At 36.6% G+C, this 22105-nt stretch carries 25 protein-coding genes; 23 read left to right on the forward strand and 2 right to left on the reverse strand.

The window, feature by feature from the left end; translation table 11 throughout:
- The first annotated feature begins 6 nt into the window (after positions 1-6).
- From DN389_RS20605 to DN389_RS20680, 16 genes are all read left to right on the forward strand, one after another.
- On the forward strand, positions 7-489 hold the full coding sequence (locus tag DN389_RS20605; protein WP_087981472.1) for a helical membrane plugin domain-containing protein: 483 nt from the start codon (positions 7-9) through the stop codon (positions 487-489).
- A 118-nt stretch (positions 490-607) separates the two neighbouring features.
- Positions 608-952 carry a Na-translocating system protein MpsC family protein gene (locus tag DN389_RS20610; protein ID WP_000039582.1) on the forward strand — a complete coding sequence of 115 codons (345 nt, stop codon included), beginning with the start codon at positions 608-610 and terminating at the stop codon, positions 950-952.
- A gap of 16 nt (positions 953-968) precedes the next feature.
- Positions 969-1766: a formate dehydrogenase accessory sulfurtransferase FdhD gene (fdhD, locus tag DN389_RS20615; RefSeq protein ID WP_097917346.1), complete on the forward strand. Its 798-nt coding sequence runs from the start codon at positions 969-971 to the stop codon at positions 1764-1766.
- A 20-nt stretch (positions 1767-1786) separates the two neighbouring features.
- Entirely contained in the window at positions 1787-2803 is a 1017-nt protein-coding gene (moaA, locus tag DN389_RS20620; protein ID WP_218943860.1) for a GTP 3',8-cyclase MoaA, read from the forward strand.
- Positions 2804-3003: 200 nt separating this feature from the next.
- On the forward strand, positions 3004-3783 hold the full coding sequence (locus tag DN389_RS20625) for a formate channel (protein ID WP_033662741.1): 780 nt from the start codon (positions 3004-3006) through the stop codon (positions 3781-3783).
- Between the two features lie 24 nt (positions 3784-3807).
- Positions 3808-4824 carry a molybdopterin-synthase adenylyltransferase MoeB gene (locus DN389_RS20630; RefSeq protein ID WP_149237529.1) on the forward strand — a complete coding sequence of 339 codons (1017 nt, stop codon included), beginning with the start codon at positions 3808-3810 and terminating at the stop codon, positions 4822-4824.
- A gap of 18 nt (positions 4825-4842) precedes the next feature.
- Positions 4843-6150 (forward strand): molybdopterin molybdotransferase MoeA, encoded by a 1308-nt coding sequence (moeA, locus tag DN389_RS20635; protein WP_149237530.1) that lies wholly within the window; start codon positions 4843-4845, stop codon positions 6148-6150.
- Positions 6131-6595 (forward strand): molybdopterin synthase catalytic subunit MoaE, encoded by a 465-nt coding sequence (moaE, locus tag DN389_RS20640; protein ID WP_149237531.1) that lies wholly within the window; start codon positions 6131-6133, stop codon positions 6593-6595. Before moeA ends, moaE begins: the two co-directional genes overlap by 20 nt.
- A gap of 4 nt (positions 6596-6599) precedes the next feature.
- The gene (moaD, locus tag DN389_RS20645) at positions 6600-6836 is read left to right on the forward strand and encodes a molybdopterin converting factor subunit 1 (protein WP_000628496.1); all 237 of its coding nucleotides are present in this window, start codon (positions 6600-6602) and stop codon (positions 6834-6836) included.
- Between the two features lie 60 nt (positions 6837-6896).
- On the forward strand, positions 6897-7946 hold the full coding sequence (locus tag DN389_RS20650; protein ID WP_149237532.1) for a P-loop NTPase: 1050 nt from the start codon (positions 6897-6899) through the stop codon (positions 7944-7946).
- 15 nt (positions 7947-7961) lie between these two features.
- The gene (locus DN389_RS20655) at positions 7962-8186 is read left to right on the forward strand and encodes a group-specific protein (RefSeq protein ID WP_098191202.1); all 225 of its coding nucleotides are present in this window, start codon (positions 7962-7964) and stop codon (positions 8184-8186) included.
- A gap of 42 nt (positions 8187-8228) precedes the next feature.
- A complete protein-coding gene (locus tag DN389_RS20660) occupies positions 8229-8627 on the forward strand; it encodes a nucleoside triphosphate pyrophosphohydrolase family protein (protein ID WP_060487358.1) in 399 nt (132 codons plus the stop codon).
- Positions 8628-8785: 158 nt separating this feature from the next.
- Positions 8786-9034 carry a DUF1294 domain-containing protein gene (locus DN389_RS20665; RefSeq protein WP_000871331.1) on the forward strand — a complete coding sequence of 83 codons (249 nt, stop codon included), beginning with the start codon at positions 8786-8788 and terminating at the stop codon, positions 9032-9034.
- A gap of 91 nt (positions 9035-9125) precedes the next feature.
- On the forward strand, positions 9126-10067 hold the full coding sequence (gene rarD / locus DN389_RS20670; RefSeq protein WP_000535553.1) for an EamA family transporter RarD: 942 nt from the start codon (positions 9126-9128) through the stop codon (positions 10065-10067).
- Between the two features lie 78 nt (positions 10068-10145).
- The gene (locus DN389_RS20675) at positions 10146-10571 is read left to right on the forward strand and encodes a divergent PAP2 family protein (protein WP_000447816.1); all 426 of its coding nucleotides are present in this window, start codon (positions 10146-10148) and stop codon (positions 10569-10571) included.
- A 99-nt stretch (positions 10572-10670) separates the two neighbouring features.
- Entirely contained in the window at positions 10671-12524 is a 1854-nt protein-coding gene (locus tag DN389_RS20680) for a terpene cyclase/mutase family protein (protein ID WP_075311542.1), read from the forward strand.
- Positions 12525-12597: 73 nt separating this feature from the next.
- On the opposite strand, the gene DN389_RS20685 is transcribed toward DN389_RS20680, so the two are convergent.
- Entirely contained in the window at positions 12598-12747 is a 150-nt protein-coding gene (locus tag DN389_RS20685) for a YfhD family protein (protein ID WP_060487356.1), read from the reverse strand.
- Positions 12748-12880: 133 nt separating this feature from the next.
- Between DN389_RS20685 and fabG the strand changes: the two genes are divergently transcribed.
- Entirely contained in the window at positions 12881-13621 is a 741-nt protein-coding gene (fabG, locus tag DN389_RS20690; protein ID WP_000395032.1) for a 3-oxoacyl-ACP reductase FabG, read from the forward strand.
- Positions 13622-13672: 51 nt separating this feature from the next.
- Here fabG and dhaS read toward each other — a convergent pair whose 3' ends face one another.
- Complete coding sequence (dhaS, locus tag DN389_RS20695) at positions 13673-15157, reverse strand: aldehyde dehydrogenase DhaS (RefSeq protein ID WP_149237533.1); 1485 nt, start codon at positions 15155-15157, stop codon at positions 13673-13675.
- A 272-nt stretch (positions 15158-15429) separates the two neighbouring features.
- Here dhaS and DN389_RS20700 point away from each other — a divergent pair, with 272 nt between their 5' ends.
- From DN389_RS20700 to DN389_RS20725, 6 genes are all read left to right on the forward strand, one after another.
- Entirely contained in the window at positions 15430-15708 is a 279-nt protein-coding gene (locus DN389_RS20700; protein ID WP_000800722.1) for a YhdT family protein, read from the forward strand.
- A gap of 3 nt (positions 15709-15711) precedes the next feature.
- Positions 15712-17151, forward strand: coding sequence for a sodium/pantothenate symporter (gene panF / locus DN389_RS20705; protein WP_097858310.1), 1440 nt, complete (start codon positions 15712-15714; stop codon positions 17149-17151).
- A 119-nt stretch (positions 17152-17270) separates the two neighbouring features.
- Positions 17271-18203, forward strand: coding sequence for a nucleoside hydrolase (locus DN389_RS20710; protein ID WP_000756440.1), 933 nt, complete (start codon positions 17271-17273; stop codon positions 18201-18203).
- Positions 18204-18320: 117 nt separating this feature from the next.
- Positions 18321-19430 (forward strand): serine hydrolase, encoded by a 1110-nt coding sequence (locus DN389_RS20715; protein WP_149237534.1) that lies wholly within the window; start codon positions 18321-18323, stop codon positions 19428-19430.
- A gap of 252 nt (positions 19431-19682) precedes the next feature.
- Positions 19683-21191: an argininosuccinate lyase gene (gene argH, locus DN389_RS20720; protein ID WP_149237535.1), complete on the forward strand. Its 1509-nt coding sequence runs from the start codon at positions 19683-19685 to the stop codon at positions 21189-21191.
- A gap of 66 nt (positions 21192-21257) precedes the next feature.
- Positions 21258-22091, forward strand: coding sequence for a GNAT family N-acetyltransferase (locus DN389_RS20725; protein ID WP_098803015.1), 834 nt, complete (start codon positions 21258-21260; stop codon positions 22089-22091).
- The last annotated feature ends 14 nt before the right edge of the window (positions 22092-22105 follow it).

A 22105-nucleotide genomic window follows, 5' to 3' on the forward strand; every position in this document is an offset into this window, starting at 1 on the left:
AAAAATATGGCTGCACCTATAAAAGTGATTCAAAAACAAGAATTAACTGAGGAAGAAATAAAACAGCAAAAATTGGATGATTTAAAAGAGCTTCTAGCTAATAATGAAGAGGCTTTAAATCAAATGTTTAATATTGTTGGGGAATTAAATGACATCGGAATGCTAGAAGCTGCAAATTCTATGTTAAAGGCGAAAGAACCGATCGCAAAGATTGTACTTGGCCAAGTGACTCGTGAGCCTGTTACGAATTTAATTAATAATATGATGGGTGCTGCGGGTGCTTTAACAGAACTTGATCCAGAACTTACGAAAAAGCTTATAGGTAGCTTATTAGTAGGGTTAGAAGAAGGTAATGAACATCTAGAGAGTAATAAAAAAGTAGGGGTATTTGACCTTATGAAAGTATTGAAAGACCCAGATATTAACCGTGCTATCGGGTTTGGGCTTCATTTCTTAAAAGGTATGGGTAAAGGGTTAAAAGACGAATAATCTTCATGAAGTGAATCTTTTCGCCCAAATGTTTGTACGAAATATTTTGGGCGGAAGAGGGTCATTTTGGTAAAATATATAATAAAGTAAAATGAGGATTTTTGGGAGGTATAATTGTATGTCAAAAAAAGTACATGAATTTAATGATATGATACGAAAACTTCGAAAGGAACTTTTCGGAAAAGGACCAGAACGAATTCATACTGTTTTTGCTGAAAATATGGCGATTGCGACCCTTTACGGAAACTTAACACCTACTGAAAAATTCATTTCAAGTACGATGGACGGTGCGGAAATGGTTCATATGGCTAGAACGAAAATGATTCAAGAAGTGTATGCTGCGAATTCCCGTGAACATTTGGAGGAACTTGTAGGTGCGAAATTAGTGAATTTATTTTCAGATATGAAAGTAGAAGAAGATATTGCAGTTTCGGTATTTGTTTTTGATAAAAATATAACGTGAGAGAAGGATACTGATCGTGAAACCGATACAGGTAGAAAGAGAAATCTTTCGTTATGAACAAGGGGCGTTTAAACATATAGAGGACAGTATTGTAACAGAGTTTCCTGTCACGATTAAAATGAACGGACAGGAGTTTGTTACAATGGTTAGTACTCCAGAATATATAGAAGATATGGTAATCGGGTTCTTGGCATCTGAAGGGATTATTCGGAAGTATGAAGATATTGATGACATATGGGTACAAGAGAAAGAAGGATTTGTACATGTCACAACGAAAAAGGTGAATCCGTATTACGAACAAATGCAAAATAAACGTTATATTACTTCATGCTGTGGTATGAGTAGACAAGGGTTTGTTTTTGCAAATGATGCACTAAGCGCTAAAAAAATGAATGGTGTCCATGTACAGGTTGCTGCAGAAGACTGCTTTCGATTAATGAAAGAAATGCAGCAATCTGCAGAGACATTTCAACATACAGGTGGCGTTCATAATGCATCTTTGTGTGATGTGAATGGCATTATTTTAAGCCGAATGGATATCGGTAGACATAATGCATTAGATAAAATTTACGGTTATTGTTTAAAAAATAATATTTCTATAAAAGATAAAATTATTGTTTTTAGTGGTCGTATTTCTTCGGAAATATTATTGAAAGTTGCAAAGATCGGTTGTGAAATTATATTGTCAAAATCAGCTCCAACCGAGTTGGCTTTGCAGCTAGCAGAAGAATTAGGTATTACTACGATAGGGTTTATTCGGAATCAATCCTTAAATGTATATACGCATCCAGAGCGTGTTATAAATATAAAATAAGTAAAAGCGAGGCAATAAATATGAAATCTGTCACATTAGACAAACTACAACGCCCTTTAAAGGATTTACGTATTTCTGTTACTGATCGCTGTAATTTTCGCTGTCGCTATTGTATGCCAGAAGAAATATTTGGTCCGGATTATTCGTTTTTGTCTAATGATAAAATTTTATCTTTTGATGAGATTGAAAGGATAACACGTATTTTTGTTTCTTTAGGTGTAAGAAAGTTACGAATTACGGGCGGAGAACCGTTACTTCGAAGAGGTCTTCCGCAGCTTATTGAGCGCCTTAATAAAATAGATGGTGTGGAGGATATCGGTTTAACAACCAATGGATCACTACTGAAAAAGTTTGCTCCTGATTTATATAAGGCGGGTTTATCACGTGTGACAGTTAGTTTAGATTCCTTAGAAGAAGAGCGATTTTTCTATTTGAATGGTAATAGAAGCAAAGTGCAAAGGGTTCTGGAAGGAATACAGGCTGCAGCTGAAGTTGGTATGAAAATTAAAATAAACATGGTCGTTCAAAAAGGAAAAAATGAACAAGATATTTTGCAGATGGCGCAATACTTTAAGGGAAATAAACATATTCTTCGTTTTATTGAGTATATGGACGTTGGGAATTATAACGGTTGGGAATTAAAAGAGGTCGTCTCGAAACAAGAGATAGTAGATGCCATTCATCAAGTTATGCCATTAGAACGGATAGAAGCGAATTATGCAGGTGAAGTTGCTACTCGCTATCGTTATATTGGAAGTGATGAAGAAATAGGTATTATTTCATCAGTAACAGATTCCTTCTGTTCATCATGTACGAGAGCACGTATTTCTGCAGAAGGAAAATTATATACTTGTTTGTTCGCTTCTAAAGGAAATGACTTGAGAGAACTACTTCGATCTGGATACACTGACGAGGAAATAACATATATCGTACGTGATATATGGAACAACCGAGAAGATCGTTATTCAGATGAACGCTTAAATAATACAAGTAAAAAAAGAATACCTAAAATTGAAATGTCACATATTGGTGGTTGATATATATAAGTGACGCTATGAGGAAGTATATACAAAATGGAAAGTATGCAACGTTTGTAGATTTTCTATTTTATAGTAAAAGTGATGATTGATATCTCTGTAAAAGATGTGCAGAGATATTAAGCAGCATTCAAAAACCTTTATTTTGAGGAGGTTTTTTGAAGCTGCTTTTTTATTTGGAGAAAATGGAGGAATTAGTAATGGCATTTCATAAACCGGAACAAATTGCTGAACTCGTAATTGAGGCCGGTGTTCAAAAAGTAAGTCAGACGTTGCCAGCAATGCTTATTCTCGGTTTTTTAGGAGGAGCGTTTATTTCGCTCGGTTTTTTGCTTAACATTCGTGTTTTAGGTAATTTACCTGAGCGCTGGGGGAGTTTAGTCAATGTATTAGGAGGAGCAGTTTTTCCTGTTGGACTAATGCTCGTCGTATTAGCGGGAGGAGAATTAATTACTGGAAATATGATGTCACTTTCTATGGCGCTATATGCAAAGAAAATTACATTGGTAAGTGTACTAAATAATTGGGTTTGGATTACTTTCATGAATTTCGTGGGAGCTATTTTTGTTGCGTATTGTTTCGGTCATCTTGGCGGATTAACAGAGGGAGATTATTTAAATAAAACGGTAGCGATAGCGGAAGGGAAATTACATGAATCATTTGGGAGAACTTTAATTTTAGCGATTGGATGTAATTGGCTCGTTTGTCTTGCGCTTTGGCTCGCTTATGGGACGAGTGATTTGGTCGGAAAGATAATCGGAATTTGGATCCCGATTATGGCATTTGTAGTGATTGGATTTCAGCAAGTGGTAGCAAATATGTTTGTCATCTCGGCAGTTATTTTTGCAGGTCATCTGACGTGGATGGATCTTGCTAGAAATTTTGTTCCTGTCTTTATCGGAAATGTAATTGGAGGAGCTGGATTTGTTGGATTTGCTTACTTTGCTTGTTATCAAAAACAACATTCTAATATGAAATAGAGTTCTTGAGAGGAAGGGTATGTAATGGCTGAGCGGTATTCACGACAACAGTTGTTCAAACCGATTGGGAGTAGAGGGCAAGAAAAAATTCGAAATAAACATGTGTTAATTGTAGGAGCAGGCGCATTAGGAAGTGCAAGTGCCGAAAGTTTCGTACGTGCAGGTATTGGCAAGTTGACGATTATTGATCGTGACTACGTTGAATGGAGTAATTTACAAAGGCAACAATTGTACTCTGAACAAGATGCGAGAGAGAAAATACCGAAAGCAATTGCTGCTAAAAATCGGCTAGAACAAATTAATTCGGAAGTACAAATACATGCTTTCGTAATGGATGCAGTTGCAGAAAATATGGAAGACCTATTAAAAAATGTAGATGTAATAATTGATGCAACAGATAATTTCGATATTCGATTTGTAATAAATGATTTATCACAAAAACATAATATTCCTTGGATATATGGTTCTTGCGTTGGATCGTACGGTATGAGTTATATGGTTATTCCGCAAGAGACACCGTGTTTACATTGTGTGCTGAAGAACGTTCCTGTTACAGGTGTGACATGTGATACAGCTGGAATTATTAGCCCGACTGTTCAAGTTGTCGCAGCATATCAAGTGGCGGAAGCATTCAAAATTTTAGTAGGAGATTTCTCAGCAATTAGAAAAACATTTTGCATGTTTGATATATGGAGTAATCAAAACCATTTTATAAAACTAGGGAAAATCAAAACAGACGATTGCCCTTCGTGCGGTTCGCATCGAACTTATCCTTATTTATCATACGAAAACCAAACGAAGGTAGCTGCTTTATGCGGAAGAAATACAGTGCAAATTAGGCCGGTAGAAAATAGGAAGTACGATTTTGACGATATAGAAAAAGTATTAAACAAACTAGGGAAAGTAGATCGGAATCCGTATTTACTATCTTGCCAACTAAATGATTACCGCGTCGTTATTTTTCGAGATGGTCGTGTTTTCATTCATGGTACAAATGATATTTCGAAAGCGAAACAATTATATTATCGCGTATTCGGTTAATAGAAAGGGTTGTCAATAATGGAAAGAAGAGTACCAATTACGGTTGAAGAAGCTGTTCGTAAAGTAATGGGATTTGCTAATGAGGGATTAAAGGAGTTACTACCTATTGAATTAGCTTACGGACGTATATTAGCGGAGGATTTAATAGCTGACCATGATGTACCTTCATTCAATCGTTCACCGTATGACGGATTTGCTATTAGAGCAGAAGATACGAATTTAGCGGGTTATGAAACGCCAATTGTGTTTGAAGTAGTTGGTGAAATTGGTGCGGGATCAATATTCCACGAGAAAGTAGGTCCGTTTCAAGCGGTTCGAATTATGACGGGAGCACAAATTCCGAATGGGTGTGATGCGGTTGTTATGTTAGAGCTGACTCGTCAATATGAGGAAGCTGGCAACAATTATATGGAAGTGAAGCGATCATTCAAAATGGGCGACAATATTTCTTTTCAAGGTGAAGATGCTCGTAAAGGAACGGTTCTTGCAAAAAAAGGATCATACATTCATCCAGGGATTTCAGCTCTTCTTGCTACGTTCGGATATAGTGAGGTACCAGTGGCGAGAAAGCCTGTAATTGGATTGTTAGCGACTGGTAGTGAATTACTGGATGTAAATGATTCATTACAGCCAGGGGAAATCCGAAATAGTAATACGTATATGATATTGTCTCAAATTCGAAGAGCGGGCGGAAGAGTAAAATATTTTGGTAAGTTTAGCGATGATTTTCATACATGTTTCACAGCTGTAAAAGAAGCGTTAAGCCAAGTGGATATGCTCATTACAACAGGCGGTGTATCAGTGGGGGATTACGATTATTTACCAGCTATTTACGAAAAGTTAGGTGCATCGGTTCTTTTCAATAAAGTTGCAATGCGGCCAGGAAGTGTTACGACTGTAGCGCAATTAAATGGCAAGTTATTATTTGGTTTATCAGGAAATCCATCTGCTTGTTACGTAGGATTTGAATTATTTGTAAGACCGTGTATTCGGACGTATATGTTTAGTGAAAAAGCACATGTAAAAAGAGAAAAAGCGTTATTAGGAGAAGATTTTTTAAAACCAAATCCATTTACTAGATTTGTGCGAGCAAAACTGACATATAACGAAGGGCAATTAATCGCTTATCCGTCAGGGTTTGATAAATCTAGCTCGGTTTCTTCTCTAGCAGAGACAAATATATTTATTGTACTTCCAGGTGGTACGAGAGGTTATAAAAAAGATATGTTCGTAGATGTTCTCTTGCTGGAAGATAACGAAGGTAGTGAATGGCCTTGGTCATTTTATAAAGTGAGAGGTGTTTCTAATGGGACAAGCGCTATTTGAGATTGTAGATATACGGATTGTAGTTGAAGAAGTAACGAATAAAGTCGCAAGAAGAGAAGTAGGTGCAATTACAACTTTTATTGGTACGGTGAGAGAGTTAACAAAAGGAAAACGAACATTACATTTAGAGTATGAAGCATATAAACCGATGGCAGTAAAACAACTTACGAAAATTGGTGAAGAAATTAATGGAAAATGGCCGGACGCAAAAGTAGCAATTACGCACCGAGTAGGGCGGTTAGAAATCATGGATATTGCGGTCGTTATTGCAGTTTCATCACCGCATCGTAAAGTAGCGTATGAAGCGAATGAATACGCGATTGAACGTATAAAACGAATCGTCCCAATTTGGAAAAAAGAATTTTGGGAAGATGGGACGATGTGGATTGGAGATCAACTTGAAAATACGGCATATCCAGAAGGAAAACCGAAGAAAGAAGAATGAGAAGATGATTACAATTTTATTGTTCGCAAATTTACGTGAGGAAGTCGGATCGGATCGACTAGTAATTTTAGAAAAGCAAGAAATGACAGTTCAGCAATTAAAAGAATGGCTCAAAGCAAGCTATTGCTTACAATCGCTTGATAGAGTGATGGTGGCTGTTAATGAAGAGTTTGTAACGGATGAAGAGATGATAAAAGCTGGAGATATAGTCGCATTAATCCCGCCCGTTAGTGGGGGATAATAAGCTTTTTCGTCAAGAAGATGTTGTATATAAATTCGAATACGAGAAGGGATGAGTTCTATGATTACTCAAGAACAAATAATGAACGCATTAAAACATGTAGAGGATCCGGAGTTACACAAAAGTATTGTAGAATTAAATATGGTTAGAAATATACAAATGAATGGAACAGAGGTTAAACTTGAAGTAGTGCTAACGATTCAAGGTTGTCCATTAAAGGCAAAAATTCAACAAGATGTGGAAGAGTCTCTTCAGACAATTGGTGCATCTAAAGTAGATTTGACATTTGGTTCTATGACACAAGAAGAACGAGCTGCGCTAACAGAGAAGTTAAAGAAAAATAGTAGAACAGAAACTGGAATGCCGAGCATGCTTCGCCTTGATTCAGGGGTACGATTTATTACTGTAACGAGCGGTAAAGGTGGAGTTGGAAAATCAACGGTGACAATTAACCTTGCCACTGCTTTAGCTCGTATGGGCAAAAAAGTGGGGATATTAGATGCAGATATATATGGTTTTAGCATTCCAGCTATGATGGAAACGAATCAAAAACCGACGATGATTGATCAAACAGCAATTCCAGTTGTTAGTCACGGTGTTAAAATTATGTCGATGGGATTTTTTACGGAAGGAAATAACCCAGTTATGTGGCGCGGACCGATGTTAAATAAATGGATTCAAAATTTCCTTGCGAATACGCACTGGGGAGAATTAGATTATTTACTTCTTGATTTACCACCTGGCACAGGAGATGTAGCTATTGATGTTGCAGCAATGATCCCGCAGGCGCAAGAAATTATCGTTACAACACCACACAACGTAGCTTCATTCGTAGCATCTAGAGTAGGTGTTATGGCAAAACATACGAAACACGAGATTTTAGGGATTGTAGAAAATATGGCTTATTATGAAGAACAAGATGGATCAAAAAATTATCTCTTCGGAAAAGGTGGCGGCGAAATGCTTGCAGAACAATTGCAAACAGAAGTGATTGCACAAATACCTTTTGCAAAACGAGAAGAAAATAACGGTTCATCTGTATATGATGAAGAGTCTCTTGTAGGAGAAGTGTTTACATCGTTAGCGGAGGATATTATTTATAAAGGATAGAGGGGGAAGTTTAGTATGGCGTGTAATATCGATCATTCTATGGAAGATGTAATGAAGAAGCTTGAAAGTCAGAAGAGTTTTTTGCCTAAAGAGATTTTTACAGGATTGAAGGGATTTTTGCGAGGGAATCATTCACAGGAAATATTAAATGATGTCTTTCATCTTCTAAAGAAGTATGACTTAGTTAGTGAAGAAGAACGAGAGATGAAAAATACTCAATTATTGCTGATTATAAAATAAATACGCTTTGGCTTTTGTTTTTTTGCAGAAGGGGTGAATGTAATGAATATGAAAAAGATGATTGAAACGATAGAAGCAACTAAAGTGACTAACGAAGAATTATCGATTTCTACTTTACATCAAAAGCTTGTGAAGTTGTATAGTCAAAAAGATAGTGCGGAGTATACGGAGATATTAAAATATATTTTATCATTATCCGTGCAGCTGAACCTACATTTCGTATTGAAATATTTTGGTGTGCGCCCGGTTGTTGCTGCAGATGAACGTATGCAATTTCAAGAGATATTTAAATGTTTAGCTAAGAAAGATGATAATGGGGAATGGTTTCTAAATTTCGTTTCTTTATATGTAGGACTAATTGTAGTTCTTCATTTTGATGAAAAAGAGATTGAGAGAAGTTTTTTCGATGATATGGTAGTGGATGAAGGGAATGCAATATAAGATTCTGCTCATAATATCTTTCTATTTAATTGCTGTAACTGCGATTTTAGTTCGTTATTTAAATATAAAGGTAACCAATTAATAAAAAGTGTTCTTCAGTTGTTTCCATCGTTTTTTCATGTTACCATTAAGCGAATTTTTCATAGGGAGAGAAAGCGATGAAATGGATTTATTTTATTATTATTAACGTTATAGCTTTTAGCCTTATGGGGCTTGATAAACGAAAAGCGAAGAAGAAACAGTGGAGAACGCCAGAAAGTACGTTGTTTTTATCAGCGGTAGCTGGAGGCGCAGTTGGTGCTTGGATTGGTATGTATATGTTTCACCATAAAACACATAAAAAGAAATTTGTTTTCGGTATACCGTTACTTGTCGTTATAACAGTATGTTTACTTTTTGCTGTATGAGAAATGTCGAAAGAATTGCAGATTGATTATTGGTAAAGTGAGCATGCGGGACCGTATAATGGAGAAAAATGAGAAGAGGAGAAAAGGGAAGATGGGGAGTCAATCAGCACAGCAAAAAAAAGGAATTATATATGCGGCTGGTGCTTATACGATGTGGGGAATCCTACCAATCTATTGGAAATGGGTTGAGGAAGTTCCAGCAGATGAAATATTAGCACACCGCATCGTTTGGGCGTTCGTTTTTATGTTACTTGTGTTAGGTGTTACGAAGAGGTTTCGTCAGTTTATTGGGGAGTTCGTGAATCTTTTTAAACGACCTAAATTATTAATGTCATTAACAATAGCTTCAGTCTTGATTAGCGGAAACTGGTTTGTCTACATATGGGCCGTTAATCATAATCATGTCATTGAAGCAAGTCTTGGATATTATATTAATCCGCTTATTAGTATTTTACTTGGTACAGTCGTTTTAAAGGAAAAGTTAAACTTTTGGCAATATGTTGCAGTTGGTTTAGCTGGAATAGGGGTTATCATTTTAACAGTCCGTTTCGGATCTATTCCGTGGGTTTCTTTATCACTTGCCTTTTCATTTGGATTATATGGATTAACAAAAAAATTGTTAAACTATGATGCGACAATTGGTCTTACGATGGAAACGATGTTAGTGACGCCGTTTGCGATTATCTATCTCGTTATGACAGGAGCGCATGGATTCGGTTCATTTGGATCTATTTCCATGTCATCGACGTTACTATTAATAGGAGCGGGCATTGTTACAGCTTTACCACTTTTTTATTTTGCAAAAGGAGCACAACTTATTCCGCTGTATATGGTAGGATTTTTACAATATATTGCACCAACGATTAGTTTAATTTTAGGTGTATTCGTATTTGGTGAACATTTCACATCTACTCATATGATGGCATTTTTCTGTATATGGGTTGCATTATTTGTGTTTTCAATAGCGAAAACAAAGTTTTTAGTGCAGAAACAACCGAAATTTATAAAAAATAAATCAGCAAAAGTATCATAATGCGTAGTATTTTCTACGCATTTTTCTTTATACTGATACTATATAGATTTCCATTATAGTCAGTAGGGAGCTGAGAACGTGGAAACAATTTTACATAATGATCCGCTTATGGCCGCTGTAATTTCATGGTTTCTAGCACAATTAACGAAAGTAGTCTTTAAATTATTCAAAACGGGTGAATTTGATTTTGCAAAGTTTTTCGCTTCAGGTGGGATGCCGAGTTCTCATGCTTCAACTGTTACAGCACTTGCGACAGGTGTTGGCGTTGTGGAAGGTGTGGAAAGTACCTTATTTGCTATTGCTGCTATCTTTGCAATAATTGTTATGTATGATGCTTCAGGAGTAAGACTTGCAGTTAGTAAACAAGCGAAAATATTGAATGAGTTCTTTCACGGTAGACAAACAGAATATAAGAAGTTAAATGAACTTGTCGGGCATACACCGTATGAAGTAGTAGTCGGTGCTTTAGTAGGGATTATTGTCGGAGTGGGATATTGCTTATGAGCAGAACATTTTATATGTTCTGTTTTTCTTTGTTTTCATACATATTTAGCTACCTTTTTGAATATCGTTATACGGATTTCGAAAGGGTGGGTGAGTAACTTGTTATTATATGAAAAAGTGCATGAAGAAATAGCGAGAAGAACAACTGCACTTCAAACGATGCAACGGCAAGATGGTACGTGGCAGTTTTGCTTTGAAGGAGCACCATTAACAGATTGCCATATGATTTTTTTATTAAAATTATTAGGTAGAGATAAAGAGATAGAACCGTTTGTAAAAAGATTAGCATCACTTCAAACAAATGAAGGAACATGGAAATTGTATGAAGATGAAGTGGGTGGCAATTTATCTGCTACAATTCAATCTTATGCTGCCTTACTAGCTTCAAAAAAATATACAAAAGAAGATGCGAATATGAGGCGAGCCGAAATGTTTATTAAGGAACGTGGAGGCGTGGCGCGTGCTCATTTTATGACGAAGTTTTTATTAGCGATTCATGGAGAATATGAATACCCTTCGCTCTTTCATTTGCCAACACCGATTATGTTTCTGCAAAATGATTCACCCCTCAGTATATTTGAATTGAGTAGCTCAGCACGTATCCATTTAATTCCCATGATGGTTTGTTTAAATAAAAGATTTCGAGTAGGAAAAAAGTTACTGCCAAATTTAAATCATATCGCAGGCGGGGGCGGGAAATGGTTTCGGGAGGAGCGGTCTCCGTTGTTTCAAACGTTATTAAGTGATGTAAAACAAATCATATCGTATCCACTTTCTTTACACCATAAAGGATATGAGGAAGTCGAACGTTTTATGAAAGAGCGTATCGATGAAAATGGAACGTTATATAGTTACGCAACTGCCTCATTTTATATGATTTATGCTTTACTCGCGTTAGGACATTCTCTTCAATCATCAATGATTCAAAAAGCTATAGCAGGGATAACATCTTATATATGGAAGATGGAAAGAGGGAATCATTTGCAAAATTCTCCTTCAACTGTATGGGATACGGCTTTACTCAGCTATACGTTACAAGAGGCCCACGCTTCGAAAGATAATAAGATGATTCAACATGCAGCAGCGTATGTATTAAAAAAACAGCATACAAAAAAAGCTGATTGGAGCGTACATGCTCCGGCGCTGACTCCAGGCGGTTGGGGTTTTTCGGATGTGAATACGACAATTCCAGATGTCGATGATACAACAGCTGTGCTAAGAGCGTTGGCAAGAAGTAGAGGGAACGAAAATGTAGATAATGCTTGGAAGAAAGGGGTCAATTGGGTTAAAGGATTACAAAATAATGATGGTGGCTGGGGAGCGTTTGAAAAAGGTGTGACGAGCAATTTATTAGCAAATTTACCAATCGAAAATGCAAGCGATATGATTACAGATCCTTCCACACCAGATATTACAGGAAGAGTGTTAGAGCTTTTCGGGACATACGCGCAAAATGAATTGCCTGAGAAACAAAAACAAAGTGCGATAAATTGGTTAATGAATGTGCAAGAGGAAAATGGATCATGGTATGGGAAATGGGGGATTTGTTATATATATGGTACGTGGGCTGTTATGACTGGTTTACGGTCACTCGGAATTCCATCTAGCAATCCATCAATGAAAAGAGCAGCTTTATGGCTGGAACATATACAGCATGAAGATGGTGGGTGGGGGGAATCGTGCCACAGTAGCGTGGAAAAAAGGTTCGTTACTTTACCATTTAGTACACCATCCCAAACAGCATGGGCGTTAGATGCTCTCATTTCTTACCATGATGAAGAAACACCAGCTATTCGAAAAGGTATTTCATATTTGCTTGCGAATCCTGATGATAATGAACACTATCCTACCGGAACAGGTTTACCAGGTGGGTTTTATATTCGTTATCATAGCTATGCATATATATATCCGCTACTTACTTTGGCACATTATATAAAAAAATATAGAAAATAAACCGAGAGGATATCTCTCGGTTTATTTTATTGGGTAGTAGGTCCCTGTTGAAAAGAATAAGGTTGTGCGTTCCTTATTTTTCTATTGACTGGCGTTTTTGACGTGCATCAGCGGCATTTGCACGTGCGTTCGCTTCTAAGTCATTGTGGTCAGCGAGTTCACGAGAGAACTCAACATCAATGCCATCAGCAGCTTTGTTTTGCTTGAAATTTTTTTTGTTCATTCGACACAATCTCCTTGTGTTTTATGCGACGTTGCAAAGTTAGTTTGACACAAATAGACTTTTTTATACAAAGAGGAATTGGGAAGCAAAGAGCCGAAATATACAGTATAAGTAATAGAAATGGGGGATAGGGATGGAGTTTTTAAATGGGAAAACAGCTGTAGTAACAGGAGCTGCACAGGGAATTGGAAAAGAGATTGCAAGGGTTTATGCAAAACTAGGGGCTAAAGTATTAATTAGCGATGTAAATGAAGAGAAGCTACAAAAAACGACACGTGAGTTATCAGATGAAGGATATGAAGTGAAGCAGTATCGTTGTGATGTGAGTAATCAAAATGATGCGAAGTCCTTAATTGAATACGCTGTCCAAACATTTGGTACACTGCACATTTTAGTAAATAATGCAGGAATAACGCGAGATGCTATGTTACATAAAATGGAGAAACCAGAATGGGAACAAGTACTGCAAGTAAATTTAACAGGTGTTTTTTATTGTATGCAGCCAGCGCTTCTTTACATGAGACAACAAGGGTATGGACGCATTATTAATATATCTTCAATTAGTAGAGAAGGAAACATAGGTCAAGCGAATTATGCTGCTACAAAGGCAGGAGTTGTAGGTTTAACGAAAACAGCGGCGAAAGAAGTTGGAAGCTTCGGCATTACGTGCAATGCGATTTGTCCAGGGTTTATGGATACAGATATGACAAAAACGATACCAGATAAAGTGAAAGAAAAGATGGTTGGCGCGATTCCAGTTGGTAGAATTGGAACGCCAGAAGATATTGCGAACGCAGCTGCCTTTTTAGCGTCAGAATACGCATCCTATATTACAGGAGAAGTATTGAATGTGAGCGGAGGGCTACAAGTTTAAAGGAATACATAATGAAAAGAACCTGACCGGATAGGCCAGGTTCTTTTTTCATTAATTTAAGTTGAGCCAAACGCTCTTCACTTCTGTATAGTTATTTAATGCGTAAGATCCCATTTCACGGCCAAGACCAGATTGTTTAAATCCTCCGAATGGAGATGCTGCATCAAAGACGTTATAACAGTTTACCCATACAGTACCAGCACGTACTTTACTTGCAACATAGTGTGCTGTTTTAACATTTTCTGTCCACACACCAGCCGCTAAGCCGAATTGTGATTTATTTGCACGTTCAATTACTTCATCAATATCGTTAAAAGGTATTGCAGAAATAACTGGACCGAAAATTTCTTCTTTTGCGATCGTCATTTCGTCATTTACGTCAGCGAATACTGTAGGAGAAACGAAGTAGCCTTGATCGAATGGATTGCTTCCTCCGCAAAGTACTTCAGCGCCTTCTTCAATCCCTTTTTCAATGTAGCCCATTACACGTTTTTGTTGTTCTTCGGAAACGAGAGGACCGATTGTTGTTTCAGGGTTAAGACCGACACCTTGATTTAGTTTTTTAGAATAGAGGACGAGATCGGCCATGACATTATCATACATTTTCTTCGGAACAAATAAGCGTGATCCAGCAGAGCATACTTGTCCTTGGTTAAACATAACACCAGAAAGTGCACCAGGAATCGCGCGAGATAAATCAGCATCTGGCAAGATGATATTTGGTGATTTACCGCCTAACTCAAGTGTAACGCGTTTTAATGATTCAGATGCTTGTCGCATAATTTGTTTACCGACTGGAGTAGAACCAGTAAATGCAATTTTATCAACGAGTGGATGATTAACGAGAGCTTGTCCAGCTGATTCACCGAATCCAGGAACGATATTAATAACACCTTTCGGGAATCCAGCTTCTTCAATTAATTCAGCTAAGTATAGAGCAGATAGTGGAGTTTGCTCTGCAGGTTTTAAAACGATTGTACATCCTGTAGCAAGCGCTGCTCCCATTTTCCACATTGCCATAAGAAGTGGGAAGTTCCAAGGAATAATTTGACCGACGACACCAACAGCCTCATGGCGTGTATAGTTAAAGTAATTACCAGAAACAGGAATTGTTTGGCCAACGATTTTCGTAGCCCAGCCAGCATAATAGCGCATATGTTCAATTGCAAGTGGTATGTCTGCTGCCATTGTTTCACGGATTGGCTTTCCGTTATCTAATGTTTCGAGCTGTGCGAGCTCTTCTTTATGTTCTTCCATTAAATCAGCTAACTTGTACATAAGACGGCTTCGCTCAGCAGTGCTCATGCGAGACCAAGGACCTTCGTCGAAAGCCATGCGAGCTGCAACGACAGCTTTATGAATATCTTCTCGACCAGCCTCAGAAACGACGGCAAGTGTTTCGCCGGTTGCTGGGTTAGGTGTTTTAAATGTTTTTCCGGAAGCGTTTTCAATGAAAGATCCATTCACATATAACTTTTTTGTACCTTGAAGAAACTTTTCTACCTTTTCATGAAGATTTACAGCTAGTTGACTCATTGTATAACCCCCTTGAAAATATAATGTAAACGCAGTACGAGACGGCGTTTATTCCGAAATCAAGGATGTGGGAACTAGATGGAAAGCCTCTAATTTTAATCATAATTAACAAATACTGAAAATTCAAATTTCATTTGTGTTACAATTGTAAAAAATATGTAATGTAAGAGAAACTTCTATATGATTATAAAAAATCCTGCTTGTTTTTGCTTTCTAGTAGGAAAAACTAGAAGAACAATGGTACAATAATACATCGTGAGAGGAGGGAGAAAATGAAGAATTATCATGATGATCCACGCTTTCGAATTGCCCATAGAGAAGCGTTAATTGGTCTTGGACTTGCTATTATCAATTTTATAATATGGTACGGATTTGCTTATGGGCTTGGTAGTAAAAATCCAAGTGAATATACATATGTATTCGGTTTTCCAGCATGGTTTTTTTATAGCTGTATCGTTGGATTTATCGTTATGGTTATTTTACTTAGTTTAGTTGTTCGTTTTGTATTTCAAGATATTTCACTCGATGAGGAAGAAAAAAGTGAGGAATAATAGATGAATTGGTATGTAATCATTCCAATGATAATTTCATTTATCGTTGTGTTTTTAATTGGTGTATATGCTTCAAGACGCGTACAAGCGACTGCTAATAATAAATTTTTACAAGAATATTTTCTTGGTGGGCGCGAACTTGGCGGTTTATTATTAGCGATGACAATGATTGCTACGTACGGTAGTGCTAGTAGCTTTATTGGTGGTCCAGGTATTGCGTACAATATGGGCCTCGGATGGGTATTATTATCGGCGATTCAAGTTGTAACAGGGTATATCGTTTTAACGGTTATCGGTAAAAAGTTTGCAATTATCGCTAGGAAGATGGAAGCCATTACTCTTATCGATTATTTAAAGGGAAGATACAATAATAAAGCAGTTGTTATACTTTCTGCGTTATGTATTATTATCTTCTTATTTTCAGCAACAGTAGCTCAATGGGTCGGCGGTGGCCGATTAATTGAATCACTAACAGGTCTATCTTATACAACAGCACTATTTTTATTTACTTTTTCTGTACTTGTGTACGTATTAATTGGTGGATTTCGTGCAGTTGCTTTATCAGATACGTTATTAGGGATTATTATGTTAGTTGGAACGACAATCATTTTAATTGCTACTGTCATTGCCGGTGGTGGAATTGAAAAAATTATGCAGGAACTTGTTCAAATCAATCCGAATTTAATTACACCATTCGGAGCGGATGGTAGTTTAACGAAATCATATGTGACATCATTTTGGATTTTAATTGGGATTGGCGTTGTTGGTTTACCGCAAATTAGTGTGCGTGCTATGTCTTATAAAAATTCAAAAGCTATGCATCAAGCGTTAATAATCGGAACGGTTGTTGTAGGTACAATTATGATTGGTATGCATTTAACAGGTGTATTTGCGCGAGTCGTACTTCCGGGTATAACGGTACCGGATAAAGTCATGCCGCTACTCGCGATGGAAGTGTTGCCACCTTGGCTAGCTGGAGTTTTCTTAGCTGCGCCAATGGCAGCAATTATGTCTACAGTAAACTCATTATTGTTACTTGTAAGTTCATCAATTATTAAAGACATATACGTAAATTACATAAATAAAGATGCAGCAGACAGTACGATTAGAAAAGGAAGTTTGTGGATTACTGGTATCGTAGGGCTACTCGTTTATGCAGCAGCAATTAAACCACCAGATTTTTTAATATGGTTAAATTTATTTTCTTTCGGTGGGTTAGAAGCAGCATTCATTTGGCCAATCGTATTAGGTTTATATTGGAGAAAAGGAAATGCAACAGGAGCGCTTGCCTCTATTTTAGTTGGGGTAGGGTCATATATGTGTATTCATCTTTTCTATCCAAATCCGTTCGGTATACATACAGTTGTCTTCCCAATTTGTTTTGCGTTTATAGCTTATATCATTGGAAGTATGGGTGCTGTGAAGAAAAACAGTATAGGTTAGAGGAAGAACGTAGTCCTTATAGAGGACTACGTTTTTTTGTGTGAATTTATTCTTTTTTATTCTGTATATGTAAGGTTATTCATAAATTAATAACAATTGAGGGGATGGAGTTGAGGTCGATGAAAAAAGTATTATTTTTGGGAGACCCAGGAATTGATGACTCTTTAGCCATCATGTACGGAATTATGCATCCTAATATTGATATTGTTGGTGTTGTAACCGGATATGGAAATGTAACACAAGAAAAGGCGACAAGTAATGCAGCATATTTGCTACAAATGGCAGGGCGGGAAGATATACCTGTTATTAATGGTGCGAAAATTCCTTTATCCGGAGATGTTACAACGTATTATCCAGAAATTCATGGGGCAGACGGTTTAGGACCAATTAAACCTCCAAAAGCTTTTTCGCCAAATATAAAACCTTTTTGTGCTTTTTTTGATATTCTTGAAAAGTATAAAGGAGAATTAATCATTGTTGATGCTGGTAGGTCAACGACACTAGCGACAGCATTTATTTTAGAAAAGCCGATGATGAAGTATGTGAAAGAATATTATATAATGGGTGGTGCTTTTTTAATGCCCGGCAATGTGACACCAGTCGCAGAGGCGAATTTCCATGGTGATCCGATTGCGTCCCAATTAGTTATGCAAAATGCCAAGAATGTGACATTAGTGCCACTTAACGTTACATCTGAAGCAATTATTACGCCAGAAATGGTGAAATATATTACGAAACACTCTAAAACGAGTTTTAATAAATTAATTGAACCGATATTTACGTATTATTATAAAGCGTATAAAAAGTTAAATCCGAAAATAACAGGTAGCCCAGTACATGACGTTGTTACAATGATGGTTGCGGCGAATCCGTCTATTTTGGATTATGTGTACCGTCGTGTTGATGTGGATACAGTAGGAATTGCAAAGGGAGAAAGTATTGCTGATTTCCGTCCACAACCTGATGCAAAATCTTTAAAGAATTGGGTGCGAATTGGTTGGTCATTACATTATAAAAAATTTCTCGAAGACTTCGTGAAAATTATGACGTAGACATAATAGGAGAATACAAGTTAAAATAATGGAGATGATTACTAAAATAATCATCTCCATTATTTTGTTTGAAAGAGATAGATAGAGAAGAGTTATACAATAGGAGAGGAATTTTACTTGAAAAAAACTATAGTATGCGCAGTGATTGTGGGTATTTTCGTTTTGCTAATATCGGGTAATTTTTTAGTGAAAAAAGTGTGGAGTTCAAATAATGATGATGCACAGTATATCGCATCCTTTATTGAAGAAAATAAAGATGAAAAAAATAGTGCGCTTCTCGTGAAGAGAAATGATAAAGTTGTTTATTCTGTAAATCCGAATGTTGTATTGCCAGTTGCTAGTACGATGAAGTTAATTGTGGCGCTTGAATATACGAAACAAGTTACGGAAGGGAAAATTGATCCGTCTAGTTTCGTTTCCATTAATGATATAAATCGTTATTATGTGCCGAATACAGATGGCGGTGCACAAGATAGATGGCAAAGGTATTTGCAAAAGACAGACAAGATAACAGAAGGGGCAGTTTCTTTAGAAGAAGTGGCAAAAGGAATGGTTAAGTTTAGTTCGAATGCGAATGCTGAATATTTGATGGAAGTGTTAGGATTAGATAATATTAATCGTAATTTACAAAGTTTATCGCTTCCAGCACATCAGCCGCTATTTCCGATTGTTTCATCTTTATACATCCCTGGGTATTTGCATAAAGAACTACATGTTCCGAAATATAAAATAGAGAAAAAGTTAAAAGAAATGTCTCAAGAGCAATATCGTGAATATGCGATAATTATTCATGAACGCTTAAAAAAGAAGGGGCCATTATTACAGAAGGAAATACCTCTTTATTTAGAGGAACGTTACGATAAAATTTGGTCAGATCGATTACCAGCAGCTTCTGCAAACGATTATATGGTACTGCTTCAAAAGGCAAATCATAAAGGTGGACTGACAGAAGCCGAAGAAAAAGTGTGGGCGAATATCGTTGAAACAGATATGAGTGCTAAGAAATATCGTAAAACATTTAGACATGCAGGGCAAAAAAATGGCTATACGCCATGGACTGTTACAAAAGCAGTTTATGCGATGGATAAACGCGGGAACTGTACAGAAATAGTGTTTTTAGCAAATGATTTAAATGAAGACGACAGTGCAGAAATACGGAAACATTTAGCAAACTTACATTTTCAAGTGTTGCAAAGTGATAAGTATGATGCGACTTTTATTAAGTAACTCGGTGCAGAGAGCACCGAGTTTATTTTTATCCCGCTTTAATGGGCAGTAAGACCCCCACCTCAAAATTCAGCGAAAGCAAAGAAGTTAGGTGGGGGATCAACTGCCCCTAAAAGTCCGATTGGTTCAACTAATAATCAGTGGGGGATTAAGAAAACCCCCACTGATTAAAGTTTCACTTTATGTACAAGCACTTTTTTCCTATCTCTGGGTATGATGGGTAGTAATACTTAGGTGAGAGGGGAAAAGGTGATGAAACAAAGTAAAGAAGAGTTTATAAAGAGTGAAGGCGCTGATTTCCCTGGAAAAACATATGTGGATTGCGTATTACAACATGTATTTCATTTTCAGCGAAATTACTTATTGAAAGATATGTTTCAAGTGCATAAAGCGCATATTGTGATGCTAACAGAAGAAAGTCTAATGAAAAAGGAAGAAGCTAAAGTTATATTAAACGCTCTTAAAAAGATAGAGGGAATTCCAAAAGATCAATTGCTCTATACAGAGCGGCATGAAGATCTCTTTTTTTTAGTGGAACATTTAATTTCTCAAGAAGCGAAATGCGATTTTGTAAGTAATATGCATATTGGTAGAAGTAGAAATGATATGGGTGTAACGATGTATCGCATGAGTTTAAGACGATATGTATTACGATTAATGGAACATCATTTATTATTGCAAGAAAGTATATTACAACTTGCCGATGATCATAAGGAAACGATTATGCCAGCTTATACACATACACAACCAGCACAGCCCACAACATTTGGTCATTATACGTTAGCGATTTATGATACGATGCAAAGAGATTTAGAACGAATGAAACGAACGTACAAACTTTTAAACCAATCTCCAATGGGAGCTGCCGCTCTTTCTACAACAAGTTTCCCAATTAAACGAGAGCGAGTTGCCAATTTACTTGGGTTTACAAATGTAATTGAGAACTCATATGATGCTGTTGCTGGAGCGGATTATTTATTAGAAGTTAGCTCGTTACTTATGGTAATTATGACGAATACGAGTAGATGGATTCATGACTTTTTACTATTAGCGACGAAAGAATATGATGGTATTACTGTTGCAAAGCCATATGTACAAATAAGTAGTATTATGCCGCAAAAGCGAAATCCAGTTTCCATTGAACACGCCCGTGCGATTACGAGTAGTGCTTTAGGAGAAGCATTTACAGTATTTCAAATGATTCATAATACACCATTTGGTGATATTGTCGATACGGAAGATGATTTGCAGCCGTATTTATATAAAGGAATTGAAAAGACCATTCGTGTTTTTTGTATTATGAATGCAGTTATTCGAACAATGAAAGTAGAAGAAGAAACGTTAAAAAGTCGTTCTTATAAACATGCAATTACGATAACTGATTTCGCAGATGTTTTAACAAAAAACTATAGCATTCCATTTCGGCATGCGCATCATGCAGCGAGTGTTATTGCGAATATGTCATTGGAGCAGAAAAAGGAGCTACATGAATTACATTTCAAAGATGTAAATATATACTTACAAGAAAAATTTAAAGTACATTTGTTAGAAAAAGAGTGGGAAGAAATTGTATCGCCAGAAGCTTTTATTCAAAAAAGGAATGTATACGGTGGACCGAGTAAAAAAGAAATGGAGCGTATGATTAAAAATCGAAAAGAGTCATTTCAAAAAGAAGAAGAGGTATTTGAAAAAGAAAAACAGAGAATTTTACAAGCTGAAACTGATTTGAATATGTTAACTTCGAATTATATTGAATCGTAAAAGAAGGATTTAATGAATTAATCGCCAATACTTAATTAAAATATAGATGGAGAGAAGAGATTGTCGATGATTCAATTACACGTATATAAAGAGATTCTTCATTTTAAAGAAGATGTTACACCATTTTTAGAAAAGAATGAGCAGGAAAATAATCTCATATTAGGTGTATTACAAATGGTCCAAGAGCCGATATTTATGGGAGTAGCAAAACAAAGAGAAGAAATTAAAGTTGTATTTCTTCAAACAGAAGAGAAGAAACAAATCATTGTTGCTACGTCTGAAATTGCGGAAAAGGATATCGTGGAACTTGCAAAAAAATTAACGAAAGCATATTCAAATGTTCCTGGATTGATTGGTAATAAGAAAATTGTACAGAAATTAGCGGAAGAGATTGCTGTGTTAGAAAATAAGAAAACGAATGTTGTAATGGAACAAGGTGTGTATGCATTACAACAAGTTAAGAAGAAGTGGACCGAGGATGGGGCTTTTCGAGAAATAGGTAGTGATGAGCTACCATTAATAGAACAGTGGATTTATCAATTTTGCGAAGATGTAAGGCTTCCTACTACGAAAGAAGAAGCGAAACAAACCGCTCATACATTAATTACGAACCGTCGGCTATTTGGTTTAGATGTAGATGGGAAGCTTGTTTCTGTAGCTGCAAAAACGAGACCGACTACAAACAATATAACAGTTAATTTCGTATATACACCGAAAGAAGCGCGGAAAAAAGGGTACGCATCTAGTTGTGTCGCTGCACTTAGTCAACGTATGTTAGATGAAGGATATAAGACGACTACGTTATATACTGATCTAGCGAACCCTACGTCTAATAAAATTTATCAAGAAATTGGTTATGAACAAATTGCGGAGTCTGTGCTCATATTTTTAGAGAAGTAGAATAAAAAGGCGTG

This window comes from Bacillus sp. AY3-1 (assembly GCF_008368785.1).
Taxonomy (GTDB): Bacteria; Bacillota; Bacilli; order Bacillales; family Bacillaceae_G; genus Bacillus_A; species Bacillus_A wiedmannii.

Coding starts and splice junctions, on each gene's coding strand:
- DN389_RS20665 (WP_000871331.1), top strand. CDS start 8,786: ATGAAATGGATTTATTTTATTATTATTAACGTTATAGCTTTTAGCCTT.
- DN389_RS20660 (WP_060487358.1), top strand. CDS start 8,229: ATGAATATGAAAAAGATGATTGAAACGATAGAAGCAACTAAAGTGACT.
- DN389_RS20605 (WP_087981472.1), top strand. CDS start 7: ATGGCTGCACCTATAAAAGTGATTCAAAAACAAGAATTAACTGAGGAA.
- rarD (WP_000535553.1), top strand. CDS start 9,126: ATGGGGAGTCAATCAGCACAGCAAAAAAAAGGAATTATATATGCGGCT.
- DN389_RS20630 (WP_149237529.1), top strand. CDS start 3,808: ATGGCTGAGCGGTATTCACGACAACAGTTGTTCAAACCGATTGGGAGT.
- DN389_RS20685 (WP_060487356.1), bottom strand. CDS start 12,747: ATGAACAAAAAAAATTTCAAGCAAAACAAAGCTGCTGATGGCATTGAT.
- DN389_RS20650 (WP_149237532.1), top strand. CDS start 6,897: ATGATTACTCAAGAACAAATAATGAACGCATTAAAACATGTAGAGGAT.
- dhaS (WP_149237533.1), bottom strand. CDS start 15,157: ATGAGTCAACTAGCTGTAAATCTTCATGAAAAGGTAGAAAAGTTTCTT.
- DN389_RS20610 (WP_000039582.1), top strand. CDS start 608: ATGTCAAAAAAAGTACATGAATTTAATGATATGATACGAAAACTTCGA.
- moaD (WP_000628496.1), top strand. CDS start 6,600: ATGATTACAATTTTATTGTTCGCAAATTTACGTGAGGAAGTCGGATCG.
- DN389_RS20625 (WP_033662741.1), top strand. CDS start 3,004: ATGGCATTTCATAAACCGGAACAAATTGCTGAACTCGTAATTGAGGCC.
- DN389_RS20725 (WP_098803015.1), top strand. CDS start 21,258: ATGATTCAATTACACGTATATAAAGAGATTCTTCATTTTAAAGAAGAT.
- moaA (WP_218943860.1), top strand. CDS start 1,787: ATGAAATCTGTCACATTAGACAAACTACAACGCCCTTTAAAGGATTTA.
- DN389_RS20710 (WP_000756440.1), top strand. CDS start 17,271: ATGAAAAAAGTATTATTTTTGGGAGACCCAGGAATTGATGACTCTTTA.
- moeA (WP_149237530.1), top strand. CDS start 4,843: ATGGAAAGAAGAGTACCAATTACGGTTGAAGAAGCTGTTCGTAAAGTA.
- DN389_RS20655 (WP_098191202.1), top strand. CDS start 7,962: ATGGCGTGTAATATCGATCATTCTATGGAAGATGTAATGAAGAAGCTT.
- DN389_RS20700 (WP_000800722.1), top strand. CDS start 15,430: ATGAAGAATTATCATGATGATCCACGCTTTCGAATTGCCCATAGAGAA.
- argH (WP_149237535.1), top strand. CDS start 19,683: ATGAAACAAAGTAAAGAAGAGTTTATAAAGAGTGAAGGCGCTGATTTC.
- moaE (WP_149237531.1), top strand. CDS start 6,131: ATGGGACAAGCGCTATTTGAGATTGTAGATATACGGATTGTAGTTGAA.
- fabG (WP_000395032.1), top strand. CDS start 12,881: ATGGAGTTTTTAAATGGGAAAACAGCTGTAGTAACAGGAGCTGCACAG.
- panF (WP_097858310.1), top strand. CDS start 15,712: ATGAATTGGTATGTAATCATTCCAATGATAATTTCATTTATCGTTGTG.